General features: G+C 67.9%; 18 protein-coding genes and 1 pseudogene. 9 read left to right on the top strand and 10 right to left on the bottom strand.

Going from position 1 to position 19129, the window contains the following annotated elements; translation table 11 throughout:
- Positions 1–52 precede the first annotated feature (52 nt).
- Positions 53–1294, bottom strand: a complete 1242-nt coding sequence (locus tag A5736_RS21580; protein WP_076248472.1) for an MFS transporter — start codon at positions 1292–1294, stop codon at positions 53–55.
- A gap of 135 nt (positions 1295–1429) precedes the next feature.
- Positions 1430–1720: a metal-sensitive transcriptional regulator gene (locus tag A5736_RS21575; protein ID WP_076064840.1), complete on the bottom strand. Its 291-nt coding sequence runs from the start codon at positions 1718–1720 to the stop codon at positions 1430–1432.
- A gap of 71 nt (positions 1721–1791) precedes the next feature.
- Between A5736_RS21575 and ilvD the strand changes: the two genes are divergently transcribed.
- Complete coding sequence (gene ilvD, locus A5736_RS21570; protein WP_076248470.1) at positions 1792–3492, top strand: dihydroxy-acid dehydratase; 1701 nt, start codon at positions 1792–1794, stop codon at positions 3490–3492.
- A gap of 68 nt (positions 3493–3560) precedes the next feature.
- Here the strand turns inward: ilvD and A5736_RS21565 are convergent, their stop codons facing one another.
- Positions 3561–4001 carry an SPW repeat protein gene (locus A5736_RS21565; protein WP_076123812.1) on the bottom strand — a complete coding sequence of 147 codons (441 nt, stop codon included), beginning with the start codon at positions 3999–4001 and terminating at the stop codon, positions 3561–3563.
- 160 nt (positions 4002–4161) lie between these two features.
- Between A5736_RS21565 and A5736_RS21560 the strand changes: the two genes are divergently transcribed.
- A complete protein-coding gene (locus tag A5736_RS21560; protein ID WP_076248468.1) occupies positions 4162–5145 on the top strand; it encodes a nitronate monooxygenase in 984 nt (327 codons plus the stop codon).
- Between the two features lies 1 nt (position 5146).
- On the opposite strand, the gene A5736_RS21555 is transcribed toward A5736_RS21560, so the two are convergent.
- Positions 5147–5806 (bottom strand): O-methyltransferase, encoded by a 660-nt coding sequence (locus tag A5736_RS21555; protein WP_076248467.1) that lies wholly within the window; start codon positions 5804–5806, stop codon positions 5147–5149.
- 109 nt (positions 5807–5915) lie between these two features.
- Between A5736_RS21555 and mymT the strand changes: the two genes are divergently transcribed.
- Positions 5916–6077, top strand: a complete 162-nt coding sequence (gene mymT / locus A5736_RS21550) for a metallothionein MymT (RefSeq protein WP_139329461.1) — start codon at positions 5916–5918, stop codon at positions 6075–6077.
- A 45-nt stretch (positions 6078–6122) separates the two neighbouring features.
- Here mymT and A5736_RS21545 read toward each other — a convergent pair whose 3' ends face one another.
- The 4 genes from A5736_RS21545 to A5736_RS21530 are packed head-to-tail and all read right to left on the bottom strand — an operon-like array spanning position 6123 to position 10387.
- The gene (locus tag A5736_RS21545) at positions 6123–8264 is read right to left on the bottom strand and encodes a beta-glucosidase (protein ID WP_175611353.1); all 2142 of its coding nucleotides are present in this window, start codon (positions 8262–8264) and stop codon (positions 6123–6125) included.
- A complete protein-coding gene (locus A5736_RS21540; protein WP_076248465.1) occupies positions 8261–8767 on the bottom strand; it encodes a TIGR04338 family metallohydrolase in 507 nt (168 codons plus the stop codon). The genes A5736_RS21545 and A5736_RS21540 overlap by 4 nt, the downstream gene beginning before the upstream one ends.
- Entirely contained in the window at positions 8764–9513 is a 750-nt protein-coding gene (locus A5736_RS21535; protein WP_076123820.1) for a DUF2786 domain-containing protein, read from the bottom strand. Before A5736_RS21535 ends, A5736_RS21540 begins: the two co-directional genes overlap by 4 nt.
- Positions 9514–9547: 34 nt before the next feature.
- Positions 9548–10387, bottom strand: coding sequence for an alpha/beta hydrolase (locus A5736_RS21530; protein WP_076123864.1), 840 nt, complete (start codon positions 10385–10387; stop codon positions 9548–9550).
- Between A5736_RS21530 and A5736_RS21525 the strand changes: the two are divergent.
- Positions 10335–11437, top strand: a pseudogene (locus A5736_RS21525) (sigma-70 family RNA polymerase sigma factor). The gene A5736_RS21530 and the pseudogene A5736_RS21525 overlap by 53 nt on opposite strands.
- 94 nt (positions 11438–11531) lie before the next feature.
- Complete coding sequence (locus A5736_RS21520; protein ID WP_076248461.1) at positions 11532–12950, top strand: alpha/beta hydrolase domain-containing protein; 1419 nt, start codon at positions 11532–11534, stop codon at positions 12948–12950.
- On the opposite strand, the gene A5736_RS21515 is transcribed toward A5736_RS21520, so the two are convergent.
- On the bottom strand, positions 12942–14075 hold the full coding sequence (locus A5736_RS21515) for a dihydrodipicolinate reductase (RefSeq protein WP_076248459.1): 1134 nt from the start codon (positions 14073–14075) through the stop codon (positions 12942–12944). The two genes, A5736_RS21520 and A5736_RS21515, sit on opposite strands and share 9 nt — an antisense overlap.
- A 102-nt stretch (positions 14076–14177) precedes the next feature.
- Between A5736_RS21515 and A5736_RS21510 the strand changes: the two genes are divergently transcribed.
- From A5736_RS21510 to A5736_RS21495, 4 genes are all read left to right on the top strand, one after another.
- Complete coding sequence (locus A5736_RS21510) at positions 14178–14999, top strand: MarR family transcriptional regulator (RefSeq protein ID WP_076248457.1); 822 nt, start codon at positions 14178–14180, stop codon at positions 14997–14999.
- 4 nt (positions 15000–15003) lie between these two features.
- Positions 15004–15729, top strand: coding sequence for a pirin-like bicupin family protein (locus tag A5736_RS21505; protein WP_076248455.1), 726 nt, complete (start codon positions 15004–15006; stop codon positions 15727–15729).
- 36 nt (positions 15730–15765) lie between these two features.
- Positions 15766–17220 (top strand): YhgE/Pip domain-containing protein, encoded by a 1455-nt coding sequence (locus A5736_RS21500; protein ID WP_076248453.1) that lies wholly within the window; start codon positions 15766–15768, stop codon positions 17218–17220.
- Positions 17221–17299: 79 nt separating this feature from the next.
- Positions 17300–18409 carry a phosphodiester glycosidase family protein gene (locus tag A5736_RS21495; RefSeq protein WP_139333489.1) on the top strand — a complete coding sequence of 370 codons (1110 nt, stop codon included), beginning with the start codon at positions 17300–17302 and terminating at the stop codon, positions 18407–18409.
- On the opposite strand, the gene A5736_RS21490 is transcribed toward A5736_RS21495, so the two are convergent.
- A complete protein-coding gene (locus A5736_RS21490) occupies positions 18402–19103 on the bottom strand; it encodes a YoaK family protein (protein WP_076248473.1) in 702 nt (233 codons plus the stop codon). The genes A5736_RS21495 and A5736_RS21490 overlap by 8 nt on opposite strands.
- Positions 19104–19129: the final 26 nt, after the last annotated feature.

Raw genomic sequence — 19129 nt, 5'->3', positions numbered from 1 at the left:
CGACCCGACAGGGCCGCCCGGGGACGCAACTCGGGGCCTTTGAGCTGCCGAGTTATGAATCGCGTGAGCTTGCCGGCGGAACATCCAGCATATGCCGGTAGACCGCGATACCCGCCAGGGCGACACCCATCAGCCCGGCCGAAGCCGTCAGCATCAGCGCGACGCTGCGCTCGTACAACAACCCGCCCGCCAGCGAGCCGGCCATGATGCCGACCTGGAACGCCGTCACATACAGACCCGAGGCGCCGTCGGGGTCGTCGGCGCCGTTGCGCATGGCCGCCGATTGCATCATCGGCGACACCGCGGTGGCCATCGCGCCCCAGAGCACGATCGCGGCGGTTCCGATCACCGCCGTCGACACCGAGGTCCGGCCGGTGAAGGCCAGCGCAGTGAGCACCACGAACGCAGCGGTCAGCCCGGCCATGCAAAGGATGATTGCGCCCCGGGGCCGGCGATCGGTCGGCCGAGCGGCCAGCGGCACCGACAGCAGCCCCGCGACACCGTACGCCGCCAGCACCCAAGCCAGGCTGGCCCCGCGCACCCCGACGACGTTGCGAATGACCACCACGATGAACGTGTAGGACACGAAGTGGCCGGTCACCGCGACCATCGCGAGCAGGCTCACCGTGATCAACCGCCCGTTGCGGTGATGCCGCGACCGGGGGCCGACGTGGGCGAGCTGGTCCTCGGTGAGCACCATCTCCGGCAGCATGATCCGGGCGGCCACCGTCACGATGGCGGCCGCAACCGTCACGCACACCACCGCGAGCCGCCAGCCCCACATCAGGCTCATCGCCGCGGTAAGGGGGCTGCCGACGACCAGCGCCAGGCTCGTTCCGAGATACATCGACGTCGTGGCGCGTCCGGCATGGCTCGGCGGAACCAGCCGGGTGGCGATCGGGGCGATCACCGACCAAAGCACGCCGTGGGTGACCGCGCACAGCACCCGCCCGGCGGCCAGCACCGCGAAGTTCGGCGCCAGCGCCGAGATGAGCTGCGACACGGTCAGGCAGGTCAGGCTCATCACCAGGGTTCGCCGCCGCGGCCAGTGCGCGGTCCAGCGCACCAGCGGCACCGTTGTCAGGGCCGCCACCAGGGCGTACCACGTCAGCAGGGTGCCAACCACGACCAGGCTGACCTGCAGATCGCGTGCGATCGCCGAAATCGCGCCGACGGGCAGGATCTCGGCTGTCACATACGTAAAGGCCGCGGCGGCCAACACCGCTAGTTGAGCGGCGATCCGCGGCGTCCACGTTCGCGCACTAGCGGTGGTGGTTCCGGTTTCGGCTGTCATAGCGTCGGCATCGGCCGGACTTCCCGGTGGCTGAGTGGAAATTGCTGGCGCGCTCACAATGCCCTTACCGTACGCACCGCCGCAACGGGTTCATCCCATCTACGGTCTCAACACACGTATCAACACGGTCACCGATTAGGAACGAACAAGGCGCGCGATGGCCGCCGACGCCTCGGCGAGCTTGTCGTCGGCCTCGTTTCCGCCCTCGGAGACAGCGCGGGTCACACAGTGGCTCAGATGCTCGTCGAGCAGATTCAGCGCCACCGAACGCAGGGCGCTGTTGACCGCGCTGATCTGGGTCAGGACGTCGATGCAGTATTTGTCTTCGTCGATCATCCGCGCGATGCCACGCACTTGGCCTTCGATGCGCCGAAGCCGCTTGGCGTAGTTGTCCTTGTCCTGCGAATATCCGTGTACCGTCGTCACCCCTCCGAGTTTATACCCCGACGGGGTATGACCCGCGAATTTGCGGTGGACCAGCCCGGCATACTTGGAAAATGGCCAAAACCCCCGCCGACATCAAACCGCGCAGTCGCGACGTCACCGACGGCCTGGAGAAGGCCGCGGCCCGCGGCATGTTGCGCGCGGTAGGCATGGGAGACGAAGACTTCGCCAAGCCGCAGATCGGGGTCGCGTCGTCCTGGAACGAGATCACGCCGTGCAACCTCTCCCTGGACCGGCTCGCCAAGGCGGTGAAGGAAGGGGTGTTCGCGGCCGGCGGCTACCCGCTGGAGTTCGGGACGATCTCCGTTTCCGACGGCATCTCGATGGGTCACGAGGGCATGCACTTCTCCTTGGTGTCCCGCGAGGTGATCGCGGACAGCGTCGAAACCGTGATGCAGGCCGAGCGACTCGACGGCTCCGTGCTGTTGGCCGGGTGCGACAAATCGCTGCCGGGGATGCTGATGGCCGCCGCCCGACTCGATTTGGCGGCGGTGTTCCTGTACGCGGGCTCCATCCTGCCGGGGGTGGCCAAGCTGTCCGACGGCAGCGAGCGCGAGGTCACGATCATCGACGCGTTCGAGGCGGTGGGGGCGTGTGCCCGCGGGCTGATGCCCCGGGAGGACGTCGACGCCATCGAGCGGGCGATCTGCCCCGGCGAGGGGGCCTGCGGCGGCATGTACACCGCCAACACCATGGCCAGCGCGGCCGAAGCGCTGGGCATGTCGCTGCCCGGCAGCGCGGCGCCGCCGGCGACCGACCGCCGTCGCGACGGCTTCGCGCGCCGCAGCGGGCAGGCCGTCATCGAGCTGCTGCGGCGCGGCATCACCGCCCGCGACATCCTCACCAAGGAGGCGTTCGAGAACGCGATCGCGGTGGTGATGGCGTTCGGCGGCTCGACCAACGCGGTGCTGCACCTGCTGGCCATCGCCTACGAGGCCGACGTCGAGCTGTCCCTCGACGACTTCAGCCGGATCGGGTCCAAGGTGCCGCACCTGGCCGACGTCAAGCCGTTCGGCCGGCATGTGATGTCGCACGTCGACCACATCGGCGGCGTCCCGGTCATGATGAAGGCCTTGCTCGACGCGGGCCTGCTGCACGGCGACTGCCTGACGGTGACCGGCCAGACGGTGGCCGAGAACCTCGCTGCCATCGACCCGCCCGACCCGGACGGCAAGGTGCTGCGCGCGATGAGCGACCCGATCCACCCGACCGGCGGGATCACCATCCTGCGCGGGTCGCTGGCGCCCGAGGGCGCGGTGGTCAAGTCGGCCGGTTTCGACTCCGACGTGTTCGAGGGCACCGCAAGGGTTTTCGACGGCGAGCGGGCCGCGCTGGACGCGCTTGAGGACGGCACCATCACCAAGGGCGACGCGGTGGTGATCCGCTATGAGGGCCCCAAGGGCGGTCCCGGGATGCGCGAGATGCTGGCTATCACCGGCGCGATCAAGGGTGCCGGCCTCGGCAAAGACGTTCTGCTGCTTACCGATGGCCGGTTCTCCGGCGGGACCACCGGGCTGTGCGTGGGCCACGTTGCCCCGGAGGCGGTCGACGGCGGGCCCATCGCCTTCCTGCGCGACGGCGACCGGATCCGGCTCGACGTGGCCGGCCAGACGTTGGACGTGCTGGCCGACGCGGCCGAATTCGACGCTCGGCGAAAGGATTTCACTCCTCCGCCGCCGCGCTACAAGACCGGCGTGCTGGCCAAATACGTCAAGCTCGTCGGGTCGGCCGCCATCGGCGCAGTCTGCGGCTAGCCCTGCCCGGGCCGGGATTAGCCGGCCAGGCAGGGCGAATTGCCGCCTGGCTCAACGGACGTGGACGGCTATGCGCGTGTGACCTCGGCGCGCGTGCGCGTGCCGAAGTACGTCGCGTTGAGGCCCAGGAAGGTCAACAACGCGCCACCGACCACGTTCGACCAGATCATGCCGGCGGTGGGCGAGAAGCCCGGCAGGACCCACAGCGACACGATGACCCACACGCCGAGCACCGGCAGCGTCCAGGTCATTCCGTGCGCACGGTCAAGTGCCGATGCGAACCCGTACGCCAAGAACGCGACCGCGATCCCGGCGATGAGGTCGCACATCGCAAGCGATCTCGTTTCGCTGAATCCGATGATCCACGGCGACACAGCCACATACAGACCGGTCAGCAGGGCCAGGCCGAAGGTGACATGCGCACTCATCGACTCGGCAACGCGTTCGTAGCGCGCCCGTAGAGCCAACAGGTCCGGGTGGTGATCGATTGATGAATGGACTGTACTCATTTTGTGACCTTTCTGTTATGCAGCAAGCCTTTTGAGCTCGCTGCAACCCATCCATCTGTTGTCAAGATTACGCTCGATCGCCGGAGGCCAGCAACGAAAACCAGCCCGCCAACGGGCCGGCTAACGGGGCGAATTCCCCGGCCGCGTAGCGTCGTATGGCATGGACATCGCTGACCGGTTGCGGCTCGACGTTCCGATAGGACAAGCGGGAATGGGCGGCGGACTCGCCGGTGCGGCGTTGGCGGCCGCGGTCGCCAACGCGGGTGCGCTGGGAACGCTTGGCATCGCGACACCGCGCCAATTGCGCACGTGTATAAGCGAAGTGCGCGAGCGGGCGCCGGACCGCGCCGTCGCGGTCAACCTGTTGATGCCGTTCGTCCGTCGCCACCACGTCCAGGTCTGCGTGGACGCCGGCGTGGACGCCGTCGTGCTGGCGTTCGGTGAAAAACGTGGCCTGGTAGCGCACTTCCGCGATGCCGGTGTCTTCGTGTTCGTCATGGTCGGCACCGCGGCGCAGGCGCGCGCCGCCGTCGGCTGGGGCGCCGACGGCCTGATCGCCCAGGGACGTGAGGCGGGTGGCCATCTCGTCGGGACCATGCGCGCCCTGGACTTCCTGCCCGAAGCGCTCGCGGCGGCCGCCGGTCGCCCGGTGTTTCTGGCCGGCGGCATCGCCACCGGCGCCGATACCAGCGCCGCACTGAAGGCCGGCGCCAGCGGTGTCATCGCCGGTACGCGGTTCCTGTTGACCCACGAGGCCAACGCCAACCGCGAGTACCAGCGGCGAATCATGCACGCGGACAACACCATCGAAACGGACCTATTCGGCATCAGCTGGCCGCTGCGGCACCGCGTGGTGCCCAACGAGGCGACACGGCGTTGGTGCGGCGACGACGGCAAGGCCAGGGCGCTCCCGGCCGCCCTCAATGCGGCGAGCCGCCCCCTGGCCGCCCTGGGTTATTTCGACGCGGGCCCGTTGATGCGTCTGCAGTCGCCGGCACGCCCGTTCTTCACCCCACTGGCACCGTTGGCGGGGATGCCCGATTCGTGGGTGGACCACGCGGCACTGTATGCGGGTGAAACGGCCCTGCGGATCGGCGAAATCACTTCTGCCGACCAGGCGGTCAAGGATTTGTGTCCGCGCTGACCTAGCGCACCGAAGCGAACGCGAAACCGTCCCACTGCTTGGCCCCGACCGTCTGGATCACCGCCGTGTCCAGCCGCGGGTGCTGGCCCATCAGCTGCAGCGCCTGCCGGGTCGCCGAGACTCTGGCGTCACCGGATTTCGGATCCAGGATCTGCCCCTCGCGAATGACGTTGTCCAGCACGATAACTGAACCGGGGCGAGCCAGCCGGACCGCCCACTCCACATACGCGACGTTGTTCTCCTTGTCGGCGTCAATGAACACGAGGTCGAAGGGGCCACCGGTCAGCATCGGCAACGTGTCCAGCGCGGCGCCCACTATCACCTCCACGCGGTCGGCGACCCCGGCCCGCTGCAGGTTGGCCTTCGCGACCTCGGCGTGCTTGGGTTCGTACTCCAGCGTCACCACCCGGCCTTCGGGACCCGCGCCGCGCGCCAGCCAGATGGTGCTGAAGCCGCCCAGTGTGCCGATCTCGAGGATGCGGCGCGCCCCGATGGCACCGGCCAGCAGGCACAGGAATTTGCCCTGCTGCACCGATACGGCGATCGAAGGCAGCCCTGCCGCGTCGCTGGACTCCAAAGCCGCGGCCAGGGCCGGGTCTTCACCGACCACGGTGCTGTCCAGAAACGCATCGACGGCCTGCGGGGTGGGTTTCTCGGTCATGTCGACCACGCTAGCCCGCAGCATTTAATGCCGCAGCCTCTTTACGGCATACGGGTAGGGGGTATATGGTGGAGTCGTGGTTGATCCACACCACGCGAGTCAACGACAGATAAGGGTGATTCACATGGCGAACTACGAAGCAGGAACCTTGTTGAGCTGTGGGCATGAAGGCTGCGGATGTCGCGTTCGCATCGAGGTCCCATGCCACTGCTCCGGCGCGGGTGAGGCATACCGGTGCACCTGCGGGGACGAGCTGACCCCCGTAGAGTAACGCCGGGCCCCCGGTCGTGCGTTCGGACGTCGACGCTTGCAGCCGTCAGCGTCCGAACGTACGGCGGGCCAGCTCGACCTCGGCGGTCAGCCGTGGCGCGACCGCCGAAGCACCCACCGCCACGGAGTAGGCACCCGCCTCGATGCGCCAGGCTCCGGCCCCTCCATCGGCGGAGCCGTCGTACCGCGCCAGCAGGCGTGGATCGGCCTCGATCCGCGCCTGGCAGGTCGCGGCGGGCGCCAACTCGATCCGCTGGAATCCCAGCAATCGCAGACACGGCGCGCCCGCCGCCGCGGTCAGATACAGCTGGGGAACATCGGCGCCGGCGCGATCCCCCGCATTGACCACGCTGAAGGTCGCGCTGACCGTCTCGCCGCCGGTCACCACCAGGTCGTGGTACTCAAACCTGGTGTAGGACAAGCCATGACCGAACGCGAACATCGGCGTCCGTTGAGTTCTCGCGAACCAGCGGTAGCCGACGTCCGCCCCTTCGACGTAGTCGATGGTGGTCGGTGTGCCCGGCGGCGCGCCGAGATCGCGCAGTTCGGGTCGCGGCGTCTGGCCGAGATCGACCGGGAAGGTGATGGGCAATCGGCCCGACGGATTCACCCGCCCGGCAACAATTTCCGCGATCGCCTGCCCACCGGCCTGGCCCGGATACCAGGCCTGCACAATGGCATTCACCGCGTCGCGCCAGGGCATGGTCACCGGGTTGCCGGTCTCCAGCACCACGACGGTGTTCGGGTTGGCGGCCGCCACGGCGGCGATCACCGCGTCCTGCCCCCAGGGCAGCGACAGATCGGCGACGTCGAAGCCCTCCCCCTCGGCGCGGATCGCGAAGACGATCGCGATGTCGGCCCGCCGCGCGGCCAGCACCGCTTCCGCCGGGCTGATCCCGGGATCAAACTCGAACTGCGCGTTGGGGAATTGCTTCCTCAGTTCGTCCAGCGGGCTCGACGGCAGCAGGTACAGGTTGCGCAGGCCGGCCTCCAGCCCGTGGCCGCCGATCGGGATCACCTTCGCATAGCCGCCCGGCGGGACGACGGCGCTCGACCCGTAGCCGGCGGGCACGCCGACGTGCGCGTAGCCTCCGATGACGACGACCCGCGCGGCCGACTCGGGGTCCACCGGCAGCACCCCGCGGTTGGTCAGCAGCACGATGCCCTGCCGCGCGATCTGCAACGCAATCTCGTTGTGCGCGGCCATATCCGGTTCCGGGCCGGACTCGCGGCGGTCGATTCCGACGGCGAACATCGAGCGCAGGATCCGCCGGACCATGTCCGACAGGCGCTCCTTGGGTAGCCGTCCGTCGGCGTAGGCGGCGCGCAGGTCGCCGCCGAACGACTCCGACTGCCACAGCAGCGCATCGATCTGCGCGCCGCACTCCTGGTCGAGGCCGGCCAGCGCGCATTCCCAGCTCGGCGTCGCGCCCCAGTCGGACATGACCCAACCGCGATAGCCCCACGCGCCCTTCAGCACGTCGTTGATCAACGTGTGGTTCGCGGCTGCATAGTCGCCGTTGACCTTGTTGTAGGCCGTCATCACGGCACCGGGTTGCGAACGCTCGATGGCGATCTCGAAGGCCAGCAGGTCCGATTCGCGATGCGCGTCGGGATCGATGACCGCGTTCAGCCAGTGTCGATTGGTCTCGTTGCAGTTCAGCGAGTAGTGCTTGGTCGTCGAGATGACGCCCTGTTGCTGAATCCCGTTGATGGACTCCGCCGCCATCGCGGCGCTCAAAAGCGGGTCCTCGGAAAGGTATTCGAAGTTACGGCCATTGCGCGGATCGCGCGCCAGGTTGATCGCGCCCGCCAATTGCACGTTGAATCCGCGGCTGCGCGCCTCCCGACCGATCATGTCGCCCGCCGTGCGGGCGAGCGACGGGTCGAAGCTTGCGGCCAGCGCCTGCCCGGACGGCAGCGCGGTGGCGGTGTCCCCCGGGCGATATCCGGGGTTGGTCACGCCGAGGCCGGCGTCGCTCATCCGCAGCGCCGGGACACCGAGCCGGTCGATGCCGGGCACATACCCGGCGCTCATCGGCACGTCGGGCGGGATGCGCTCGTCGCGCAGGGGCCACAGTTCGCCCGCCCCCATCACACCGACGATCAGCGCGAACCGCTCGTCGTCGGTCAGCTGCTCTTCGACCTCGCGCGCCCGGGCGTCCGCGTCGTCGCCGAACGAGCTCACCGCGCACCCTCTTTGGCGTACACGACGCGCAGCACGTGCCCGAGTTCGGGCCCCATCACCAGTTCGGTCAGCGTGCAGATCGTCGCGACGTACTCCGGGCCATGCGGCGGCTGCGCCTGGCACAGGTGGTGCGCCACTTCGTGCAGCACGACCAGCTCGCGCAGCGCCCAGTCGGCGGTGTCACGGTCGGGGACCGCGATAACGCCTGCGCCGTCGTAATTTTCGTAGTGTGCCGCGGTGGCCGCCCGCCGCGTCCGTACCCGCAGCGGCGACACCCCGGGCCAGCGTTGGCGCACCGACGGTAATGCAAGCACCTCGTCAACATAGCGCTGCACGGACGTGACCGACCCGAAACGCGCTTCGGGCGGCAGCGTCAACTGCGTGCCGAAGAACTCGACAACCGACGATCCGTGCTCGGCGACGCGGTCGAACAACGTGCGGACGAACTCCTCAGCCGCGTAAACCTTCGAGCGCTGGGAATCGCGTGGCGAATCCTCAGTCACCGGCGCAGGGCGGAGCGCGCCCCGGGCAGTTCGGGGCTGTTGCCGAGCCGTGCTCGCCGCCCGGCCCGATCACCGGCGCGCCGCGCCTTGGACGAATACCCGGCCGAAGCCCGGGTGGCTTGCCAGGTGCCGCGCGCCTTCGACGCACTGCGATAGTAGTCGTGCAGCTCAAGTTCCTTGTCGCGCAAGGCGATAGCGGTGCCCGGTGGCCGGCGACGGTCCTTGGTGGCTTCGCGCTGAGTCTCGTCGCGGGCCTCGGACAGCCGCTGCCCCACCCGGGCGCCGAAGGCCAACTGGAAGTTGAGCCGGGCGGTGATCGTCGGTGTCGGCCGGTGCGCGCCCGACGCGAGGTAGGCGTCCGATGCCCGCACCATCTGGACGACCAGGCTGGCATACAGGGCGTGGGTCGCGTCGATGTCCTCGGCGAACCCGTATGCGTAGACGAACGTCGAATTGGACGCCACATCGCAGCGCACGTCGTTGGCCGCCGCGATCACCACGAATAGCTGCACATACGTCCGCAGTCCCCGGCTGCCGGCGGTCCCGATGGTGATGGTCCGCTGCGTCGGGGTCTGTGCGGCAGTTCGGTTGGACGAATGGGACCGCGCCACCGCCAAATCGATGGACGTCGCCGTCGCCAGGCGTTGCGCTGCGCTCATGAATGCATCGGCCTCGTGCGGGTTGTCGGTACCCTCGGCCTGACGCAGCAGGGCGGCGATCCGCGCCAGCATCTTGTCGTCAGTCATAGCGTCAAACTAACGGACCGATCCGACACGTCGCTTACAGCCGTTCGGTGATCCAGGAGACCACGTCCTCGAGGACCTGGTCACGCTCGGGCTCGTTGAAGACCTCGTGGTACAGGCCGGGATAGACCTTCAGCGTGACGTCGGTGGAGCCCACGCATTCGATCAGGCGGCGGCTGCCCGCGACGGGAATCAGCCGGTCGTCGGAGCCGTGCACCACCAGCAGCGGTGCGGTCAGCGCGGGCGCCCGCCGCGGCATGGTCTCGCCGACCTGCAGCAGCGCACGCCCGATTCCGGTGGGGACCTTGCCGTGGTACACCAGCGGGTCGGCGTTGTAGGCCGCCACCACAGCAGGGTCCCGGGAGATCGCGTTGACGTCGAGATCCTGCACCGGAAGGCCGGGCGCGACGACGCCCAGGACTTTGGCGGCGATCGCCATCAGCGGGTTCACCTGCTCCTGGGCGGCCACCGCCGGACCCGACAAAACCATTAGGTCGTAGTTGTCCGGGCGTTCGACGCCGTAGGCAAAGACGATCCCGCCGCCCATGCTGTGCCCTAACACGACGCACTTGAGGCCGTGGTGTTCGCGGGTGGCAATGCCGACCAGGGTGTCGAAGTCGGCCGTGTACTCGGAGATGTCACGCACCAGCACCCGCTTGCCGCCGGAGCGGCCATGGCCCCGATGATCCAGCGCATACGTGACCAGCCCGGCGCGGCCGAAGCACTGCGCGACGTGGTCGTAGCGGCGGGCGTACTCGCCGAGACCGTGCGAGAGCACGACCACGGCTCGCGGCGCGGTGTCCGGCATCCAGACGTCGTAGACGATGCGCACGCCGCCCAGGCCGTCGAAACTTCGTTCGCTGCGGGTCGTACTCATCATGTGGAAGCGTAATGGCCACCTCGCCAGGATGCGTCGGAGGCTCTGCGTACGCTCGAAGTCGTGACTGTGCTCGCGGAAAACCCTCAGAGCGAGCCCGGCGGGGATTTCTCGGCCCATGCCGAGCCGTACCGGCGTGAACTGCTCGCACACTGCTATCGGATGACCGGGTCCGTGCACGACGCGGAGGACTTGGTGCAGGAGACGTTCCTGCGGGCCTGGAAGGCCTACGACCGCTTCGAGGGCAAGTCGTCGATACGAACCTGGCTGCATCGCATCGCCACCAACACCTGCCTGACCGCGCTGGAGGGCCGGCAGCGCCGGCCGTTGCCGACCGGGCTCGGGAGCCCCAGCTCGGACCCGGGGGCGGAGCTGGTGGAGCGCCGTGAGGTGCCCTGGCTGGAGCCGCTACCGGACCCGACGGACGAACCCGCCGACCCTTCGGTCATCGTCGAGTCCCGGGAATCGGTTCGGTTGGCGTTCGTCGCTGCGCTGCAGCACCTCTCACCCCGGCAGCGGGCGGTGCTGCTGCTGCGCGACGTGCTGCAGTGGAAGTCCGCCGAGGTAGCGGACGCGATCGGTACCACCACGATCGCCGTCAACAGCCTGCTGCAGCGGGCCCGCTCGCAGATGGAGGCCGTCGGTCCCAGCTCCGGTGACCGGTTGGACGCGCCGGAATCGCCGGAGGCGCAGGACCTGCTGGCCCGCTACATCGCGGCCTTCGAGGCCTACGACATCGATCGGTTGGTGGAGCTGTTCACCGCCGAGGCGGTCTGGGAGATGCCACCATTCACGGGCTGGTACCAAGGCGCGCGCGACATCATCACCCTCATTCACCAGCAGTGCCCCGCGGAATCCGCCGGCGACATGCGCATGATCGGCTTGACCGCCAACGGTCAGCCCGCCGCGGCGATGTACATGCGCGACGGCGATGTGCACCTGCCCTTTCAGCTGCACGTGCTCGATGTGCGCGACGACCGGGTCGCGCACGTGGTCGCCTTCCTCGACGAGGCGTTGTTCGCGAAGTTCGGGTTGCCCGCCTCGCTATGAGGCTGCGCGCCTCGAGCGTGACGCTACAGTCACATTCGAAGCCCAGCGTGACTGCAGCGTCACGTTCGGCGCCGAGGTCGGGAAGGTGTGGCACATGACGGATTCCCCGAAGGCGATACCGATACCAGGTCAGCCGCTGCTGCTGCTGGGCGCCTTCGACATTGGCAGCGTGGGCTATGCGGCCGAGGAATTCTTCATCTCCGGAACGGCGTCGTCCTACGTCCCCGAAGCAGCGCTGAGCCCCGACGGCCGATGGAGCGTAAACCCTTCCGGCACTGCCGATTACACCACTCGCGCGGTTCTCTTGACGCCGACGGACCCGGCGCGGTTCAACGGGACGGTGCTCGTCGAATGGCTCAACGTGAGCGGCGGCATCGACGCTCCGGCCGTGTGGATGATGGCGCATCGCGAGATACTTCGCTCGGGCTACGCCTACGTTGCGGTGTCGGCCCAGCGGGTGGGCGTGGACGGCGGCGAGAGCCTGCTCGGCTTCGACATGTCGCTGAAGACCCAGGACCCGACGCGGTATGCAGCCCTGAGCCACCCGGGGGACGCGTTCGCCTACGACATCTTTTCCCAAACCGGTAAATTCGCCAGGGACATCCTGCCCGGGGTGCAACACGTAGTCGCGGTGGGCGAGTCCCAATCCGCGATGTTCCTCACGACCTACGTCAACGCCGTCGATCCGCTCGCCCGAGCCTACGACGGGTTCCTGGTGCATTCCCGATTCGGTTCTGCCGCACCGCTTGACGGCATTTCCATCTTCGACGAATCGCAGACCGGTGTACCGGAGGCCGTTCGGTTCCGTCCGGACCTGCGCGTCCCGCTCGTCACGATCATCACCGAAACCGACCTCTTGGGCCCGGTGCGGTACGGCTACTACTTCGCCCGGCAACCCGACAGCGAATGGCTGCGGGTCTGGGAGATCCCCGGGGCCGCTCATGCCGACAACTACACGATCCAGGTGGCGCCAATCGACAGCGGCTCGGCGGCGCTCGACGACATCGTGGCGGCCTACGCGCCGACCAACATGCTGATGGGTCAGCGACTCGGGCACTGCATCAACTTTGCGCCGCAACACCACTACGTGGTGCAGGCCGCGCTCGCGGCCCTGAACACATGGGTCCGCACCGGCGAGCCGGCACCCACCGCCACACCCATCGCCGTGCGCGAAACCGACCAGCCCCAGCCGATTCTGGACGCCAACGGCCTCGCCCGCGATGGCATCAGGACGCCCTGGGTGGACGTGCCGATCGCGCGAACCTCCGGCATGGGCGTCTCAGGCGTTTCGGAGCTCGACCCGTCAAGCATCATGACGGCGATCTTCGGCTCGGGCGAACGCTTCGACGACGCCACCGTGCGCCGGCTCTACCCGGGCGGGCCCGGGGAATACCTCGAACGGTTCACCGCCGCACTGGATTCGGCGATCCAATCCGGGTTCATCCTGGCGGCGGATCGCGCCGAGATTCTCGAGCTCGCCGACGCGACGTATCCGCGGGACCGCTCAGAATAGGCGGCTGTCCGGTGGCGGCCCAGGCACCGGGCGCATCAGCCCGGCCCCGGTGATCAGCGGCAGGTCCAGCGCCGACAGCAGCCCGGGTGCGGCGGCGCACACCGCGGGGATCGCGTTGACCATGCGCGACGCGCCCGCGATGCGCGCGCCCAAGTCGTGGTCGTGGTCCTCGGCCATCTCGAATTCGCACCGCATGCTCGGCGAGCCCTCGATCTCGACGCGGTAAAGCCCACGCCCGGAAGCCAATCCGTAGCCGAGGTCCTTGGGCTCGATGGAGATCTTGGGTTGCGGCCAGCCCGGTGCGATGTCGTCGCGCATCCGGGTGACGTGGTCGATGACAAACGTCGGCTTGTCACCCACGTAACCGGTCAGCGTCGAGCGCATCGCCGCGATGGTGCCGGCCGCGATGTGCCCGGTGGGCGTGTCGAAGGCCTCGGCGGCAGGCAGGCGTTCGTTGCTCTCCTCGATGTTGTCGATCTTGGCTCCCAGCCCCGCCGCGAGCTGGTGCAGCACCGGGCCCCAGCCGAAGGTGAACACCCCGGGCGTGGCCGCGAACGCGGCGAATTCGGGCGGCTTGCCGAAGCCGAGGATCTCATACACCGCGGCCTTGTCGGGGTAGGTGGCGTAGTTGAACATCTCCGTCACCCGTACCGACTCGATCACCCGGGATACGCCCGTAAGGACCAGCGGCAGAACATCATTGGCGAACCCCGAGTCGATTCCCGTGGTGAAGAACGACACGCCGCCCTCCAGCGCGGCCCGCCGCAGCGGTTCCGTGAAGGCGCCGTCGACAGCGTCGGGGAACACCAGCGGCACCACCGAACACGACACCACGTTCTTGCCGGCTCGCAGGATCGACACCATGTCCTCGACGGCCTCCAGCGGCCGCAGGTTGGCGCCGGCCGCGTAGACCACCACGTCGGCGTTCCCGGCCAGCATCGGCGCCGGGTCCTGGGTGGCCACCACCCCGACCGGTGCGACGCCGCAGAGTTCGCCCGCGTCGCGGCCCGCCTTGGCGGCGCTGTGGACGACGACGTCGACCAGTTCGAGCGCAGGGTGATCGATGACGCCGCGCAGGGCGATCACGCCCATCGAGCCCGGACCCCAGACGCCTACCTTGAACACACCGTCTCCTAATATTAGGATCACTGCATCTAAATTTAGGACAAATCTAAGGAGGCTGCCCTGGCTGCGTCAACCGTCAAATCGCCGCCAACCAGTCGGGTGATGGACGTGCTTGCCACGCTTGCGGATTCACCCGCGGGGCGGACCTCGGCCGAGGTGGCGAAGAGCTGCGGGATCAGCACCTCGACGTGCGCGCTCGTGTTGGCGGAGCTGGAGCGGGGAGCGTGGGTGACGCGGCGCGAGGGCCGTCGCTTCTTTTTGGGCAGCGGATTGTTCGCGCTAGTCCACGGGCTAAGGTCGCAGTTCCCGCTGCTGGACCGCGGGCGCGAGGCGCTGTCGTTCCTGCACGACACCCTCCGCGCCGGCTGCTCGATGTCGAAGATCGGCGAGAAGCACCTGACCACCGTCGACGCCGTCGGGCACGCCACCGACGGCGAGCATGCCGTCGGCCAGCGCTTCCCCATCGACCCCCCGTTCGGACTGGTCGCGATGGCCTGGCGCGACGACGATTCCGTCCGGGCCTGGCTGCACCGGGTGACGCCACGGCTGACGCGCGCGGAGATCGCCGACCATCAGCGGGTGCTGACCGATATCCGGGCCCGCGGCTACGGCGCGTGGCGGTTCGACGACACCCACCGATCGCTGCACGACCGGCTGGCCGCGGCGCTGGCGTCGCTGGAGCCGACGGCACAGGTGGCCCGGCGGTTGACCACGCTGATGACGATGGTGACGCTGCAGTCGGTCACCGCTGTCCTCGAAACTGAGTTGGCCGCAACGGAATTCGTTGTGCTGCCGATTTTCGGCCCGGATGGCCAGCCGGGGTACCAAATCGAGATTCATCTGGGCCGCCCGGCCGGGCTGTCGCTGCCCGAGCTGGACGACGCGCTGCGGCACGCGCAAGGGCTGCTCTCCCCACTAGGCTGAGGACATGCCCGCCAATTCCGAGATTCGGCGTGCGGCCGATCGGGCCGTCACCACGACGTCGTGGCTGAGGTCGAGGCATTCGTTCTCGTTCGGTGACCATTACGACCCCGCTAACACCCACCACGGGCTGCTCTTGGTGAACAACGACGACATCGTGGAGCCCGGAAGCGGATTCGACACCCACCCGCACCGCGACATGGAGATCGTGACGTGGGTGCTGCAAGGTGAACTGACACACCAGGATTCGGCCGGAAACCGCGGAGTGATCTATCCCGGCCTGGCCCAACGCATGTCGGCCGGTAGCGGAATCTTGCATTCGGAAAAGAACGAGTCATCAACGGATCCCGTGCATTTCGTGCAGATGTGGGTGATCCCCGACGAGACCGGCATCTCCCCCAGCTACCAACAGCACGAGGTGGACCCCGAACTGCTGGTCGGCGGGCTTGTGACCATCGCCTCAGGCATACCCGGTCATGAGGCGGCCATCACGCTGCACAACCGCAACGCCGCGCTGCATTGCGCGCGCCTGCAACCCGGCGACTCTGTGAACGTTCCGCGAGCCCCCTACCTGCATCTCTTCGTGCCGCGCGGGCAGGCGAGCGTGGAAGGTATCGGAGGACTCGAAGCGGGCGACGCGATCCGGTTCACCGACGCCGACGGTCAGCGGCTGACCGCGGGCGAGCCGACGGAACTGCTCATTTGGGAGATGCATGCCGGTCTGGGAGGTTGAGACGACATAGAGTGGGCACGACAGACAGGAGCCCGCATGTCTCAATCGCAGCCGCGACACGCGGCGCCGAATCCCAAGCGAAACATAAAAGCGCTACGGACCGTGCGGTTCTGGGCGCTGCCGATCGTCGTCACGCTGGCCCTCATGTCGGCGCTGTGTGCCCTGTATTTGGGCGGGATACTCAATCCGACGACCAACCTGAAGCATTTCCCCATCGCCGTGGTGAACGAGGACGCCGGGCCGGCGGGCAAGCAGATCGTCGACGGTCTGGTCGCCGGCTTGGACAAGGACAAGTTCGACATCCGCGTCGTCACTCACGACGAGGCCCGGCGCATGCTGGACCGGGCCCAGGTGTACGGCGAGGCGGTGATACCGCCGACCTTTTCGTCGAGGCTGCGGGACTACGGGGCGAGCGCGGTCACGACCGGCCGGTCCGAGCGGCCGGTGATCTCGATATCGACCAACCCGCGGGCGGGCACGCTGGGCTCCAGCATCGCCGGCCAGACCCTCGCCCAGGCGATGGCCGTGGTCAATAGCAAGGTGGGCCAACGACTTTCCGCCGACGTGGCTGCCCAAACCGGCGGGGCGCCGATGGCGGGCGCGGCGGTGGTGGGGCTCGCCAGTCCGATCGACATCAAGTCCGGCGTGTACAACCCACTTCCGAACGGAACCGGCAACGGACTGTCGGCCTTCTACTACGCGCTGTTGCTGCTGCTCGCGGGATTCACCGGCAGCATCGTCGTCAGCACACTGGTGGACTCGCTGCTGGGCTACGTACCGGCCGAATGGGGCCCGGTGTACCGATTTGCCGAGCAGGCCAACATCTCTCGATTCCGCACGCTGTTGGTCAAGTGGGGAATCATGGCGATCCTGGCCCTGCTCACGTCGGCTGTCTACCTCGCGATCGCGCACGGCCTCGGGATGCCGATCCCGCTCGGCTGGCAGCTGTGGCTGTACGGGGTGTTCGCGATCGTCGCGGTGGGCGTCACGTCGAGTTCTCTGATTGCCGTGCTGGGCTCGATGGGCCTGCTGTTTTCGATGTTGATCTTCGTGATACTGGGCTTACCGTCGGCAGGCGCCACCGTCCCGCTTGAGGCGGTGCCCCCGTTCTTCCGTTGGCTTGCCGAATTCGAGCCGATGCACCAGGTGTTCCTCGGCGTGCGGTCGCTGGTGTACCTGGGTGGCCACGGGGATGCCGGTCTGTCGCAGGCGTTGCTGATGACCTCCGTCGGTCTGGCCATCGGGTTGTTGGTCGGCGGCATCATCACGCACCTGTACGACCGCAAGGGCTTTCACCGGATTCCCGGGGCCGTCGAGCTCGCGATAGCCGCGGAACATCAAGCCCAGCATCTGGCGCGCACAAGCAAGGAAGGCGCGCGCTCAACCCAGCCCGCGCACGAGCCCGAGACCGCGGCCGGCGGGGAGCAGCCGGAGGCCGCGCCCGACGACGAACAGCAGCCCGCGCACGAAAGCCCAAGCGAGCAAACGTAATTCCAGCGCGCTCCAAGCGTCACACGATTGTTATTTAAGTTGACAGTGAGGCCTGTGTGGCAGATGCTGTGCATGTTGCATTCTCACCCGGGCCGAAAGGGCTACCGTGCTGACCCGCCCCCCAGGTTGGCGCCGACTGGCCGCCTGCTGCACCGCCGTGCTCGCGTGCGTGACGCTGGCGAGCACCACGGGCCAGCCCGTCGCGCGCGCCGCGGACGGCCGGGAGATGCTGGCCAGCGCCATCAGCACCACCCAGGGCTCATACCTGGTGTACAACTTCGGCCCCGGTCATCCCACGCCGATGCTCAACGCCGGCGGTGGCTGGTACGAGATGAACAACGGCGGCCACCTGATGATCATCAAGAACGCGGCCGGGCGGCTTGCCCCGCATCTGTTGGTGGACAGCCACCAAGGTGACCAGGCGCGCTGCGAAAGCAATCCCGCGGCCCGAACCTCCGAGGGACTCTGGCAGGCCTCGGAGATCTACCCGCCGCTGCAGGCGTGGCAGCGGATGGGACAACCGACGATCGCAATCAACGCCAACTTCTTCGACGTGCGCCCGCAGAAGGGCGGCTCCTGGCGGCAGACCGGCTGCAGTTCACCGCTGGGTGCGTTCGTGGACAACACGAACGGCCAGGGCCGCGCCAACCAGGCGGTCACCGGCACCGTCGCCTATCCCGGCAAGCAAGGCCTTTCGGGCGGCGGCGAGAGCTGGAGCGCGCTGACGACGATGATCCTGCCGTCGGGTGCGGCGCCGTACGTGGTGTGGCCGAAGGGCAAGAACGACTACGACTCCGCCACCCCGGTGATCCAGGACCTGCTCAACAAGAACGCGAGGTTCGTCGCGGTGTCCGGCATCGGGCTGCTGGCGCCGGGCAACACCGGGCAGCTCCACGACGGAGGTCCGAGCGCGGCGCGTACGGCCCTTGCCTACGCGAAGCAAAAGGACGAGATGTACATCTTCGAAGGCGGCAGCTACACACCGGACAACATCCAGGACCTGTTCCGCGGCCTCGGCAGCGACACGGCCGTCCTGCTCGACGGCGGTGGGTCCTCGGCCATTGTGCTGCGCCGCGAAACCGGCGGCATGTGGGCGGGCGCCGGGTCACCGCGGGGCTCGTGCGACACCCGGCAGGTGCTGTGCGACTCGCACGAGCGCGGCCTGCCGAGCTGGCTGGCATTCAATTAGCTTCGGCCGCAGCACTTTTGGTGGCATTCGGCCCGAATCGGAAGATCAGCAGGCTTGCCGCCACCACCGCTGCGGTGACCCCGAACACCGGAGCGACGACGAACCGCGACATCGTCGCGCCGGCAAAAGCGCCGGCACACATCGTGAAAACGACGCTGAACCGCAGCTTTTCGCGGGCACCGGTGCCGCCGGCGAGACGGCTGTCTAGGCCGAGGCTGACGATCGTCGAGGTCAACACCGTGGTGGAGAGTTCTTGGATCCCGAACTGGCGGGCACTCGAGTGCTGCAGACCGAACGTCACCGCGAGCGCGCCGATCAGGATCAGCTTGGTGTTGTCGTGATAGCGCAGCACTCCCGTCCCGCCCAGGATCGACAGCGCGATCAACAACACGATCTCCGCCGCCAACACCGTGGTGATCCACGGCCGGGTGCGCTCGCCGAAGTGCCGTGCCAACCGGCCGCTGAGGATGGTGGTGCAGACGAAGGTGGGCAGCGCCACCACGACCGCGGTCAGGTCGATGCTGGTTTTCGGCGCGAGCCAGAAGCCAAGGAAGATCACGTTTCCGGTCATATTCGCGACGAACACGTGACCGAGCGCCAGGATGCTGATCGAGTCGGCCAAGCCGGTGGCGAAGGTCAGCAACAACAACGCCGCAACGGTCGATCGCTCCGATACCGGCGAAGTAACGGCCATGGGATGCAGGGTCTTTCGGCCCGCGC

It is taken from the genome of Mycobacterium sp. SP-6446, from assembly GCF_001954045.1.
In the GTDB taxonomy this organism is placed as follows: Bacteria; Actinomycetota; Actinomycetes; order Mycobacteriales; family Mycobacteriaceae; genus Mycobacterium.
Note: the sequence above shows the minus strand (reverse complement) of the source record. Positions and strands in the feature narration are given on the sequence as shown.

Bases quoted from the DNA above. Each gene is read 5' to 3' on its own strand.
- ilvD (WP_076248470.1), top strand. From the start codon at position 1,792: ATGGCCAAAACCCCCGCCGACATCAAACCGCGCAGTCGCGACGTCACC.
- A5736_RS21520 (WP_076248461.1), top strand. From the start codon at position 11,532: ATGACGGATTCCCCGAAGGCGATACCGATACCAGGTCAGCCGCTGCTG.
- A5736_RS21510 (WP_076248457.1), top strand. From the start codon at position 14,178: ATGGACGTGCTTGCCACGCTTGCGGATTCACCCGCGGGGCGGACCTCG.
- A5736_RS21535 (WP_076123820.1), bottom strand. From the start codon at position 9,513: ATGACTGACGACAAGATGCTGGCGCGGATCGCCGCCCTGCTGCGTCAG.
- A5736_RS21560 (WP_076248468.1), top strand. From the start codon at position 4,162: ATGGACATCGCTGACCGGTTGCGGCTCGACGTTCCGATAGGACAAGCG.
- A5736_RS21565 (WP_076123812.1), bottom strand. From the start codon at position 4,001: ATGAGTACAGTCCATTCATCAATCGATCACCACCCGGACCTGTTGGCT.
- A5736_RS21555 (WP_076248467.1), bottom strand. From the start codon at position 5,806: ATGACCGAGAAACCCACCCCGCAGGCCGTCGATGCGTTTCTGGACAGC.
- A5736_RS21580 (WP_076248472.1), bottom strand. From the start codon at position 1,294: ATGACAGCCGAAACCGGAACCACCACCGCTAGTGCGCGAACGTGGACG.
- A5736_RS21490 (WP_076248473.1), bottom strand. From the start codon at position 19,103: ATGGCCGTTACTTCGCCGGTATCGGAGCGATCGACCGTTGCGGCGTTG.
- A5736_RS21500 (WP_076248453.1), top strand. From the start codon at position 15,766: ATGTCTCAATCGCAGCCGCGACACGCGGCGCCGAATCCCAAGCGAAAC.
- A5736_RS21530 (WP_076123864.1), bottom strand. From the start codon at position 10,387: ATGAGTACGACCCGCAGCGAACGAAGTTTCGACGGCCTGGGCGGCGTG.
- A5736_RS21505 (WP_076248455.1), top strand. From the start codon at position 15,004: ATGCCCGCCAATTCCGAGATTCGGCGTGCGGCCGATCGGGCCGTCACC.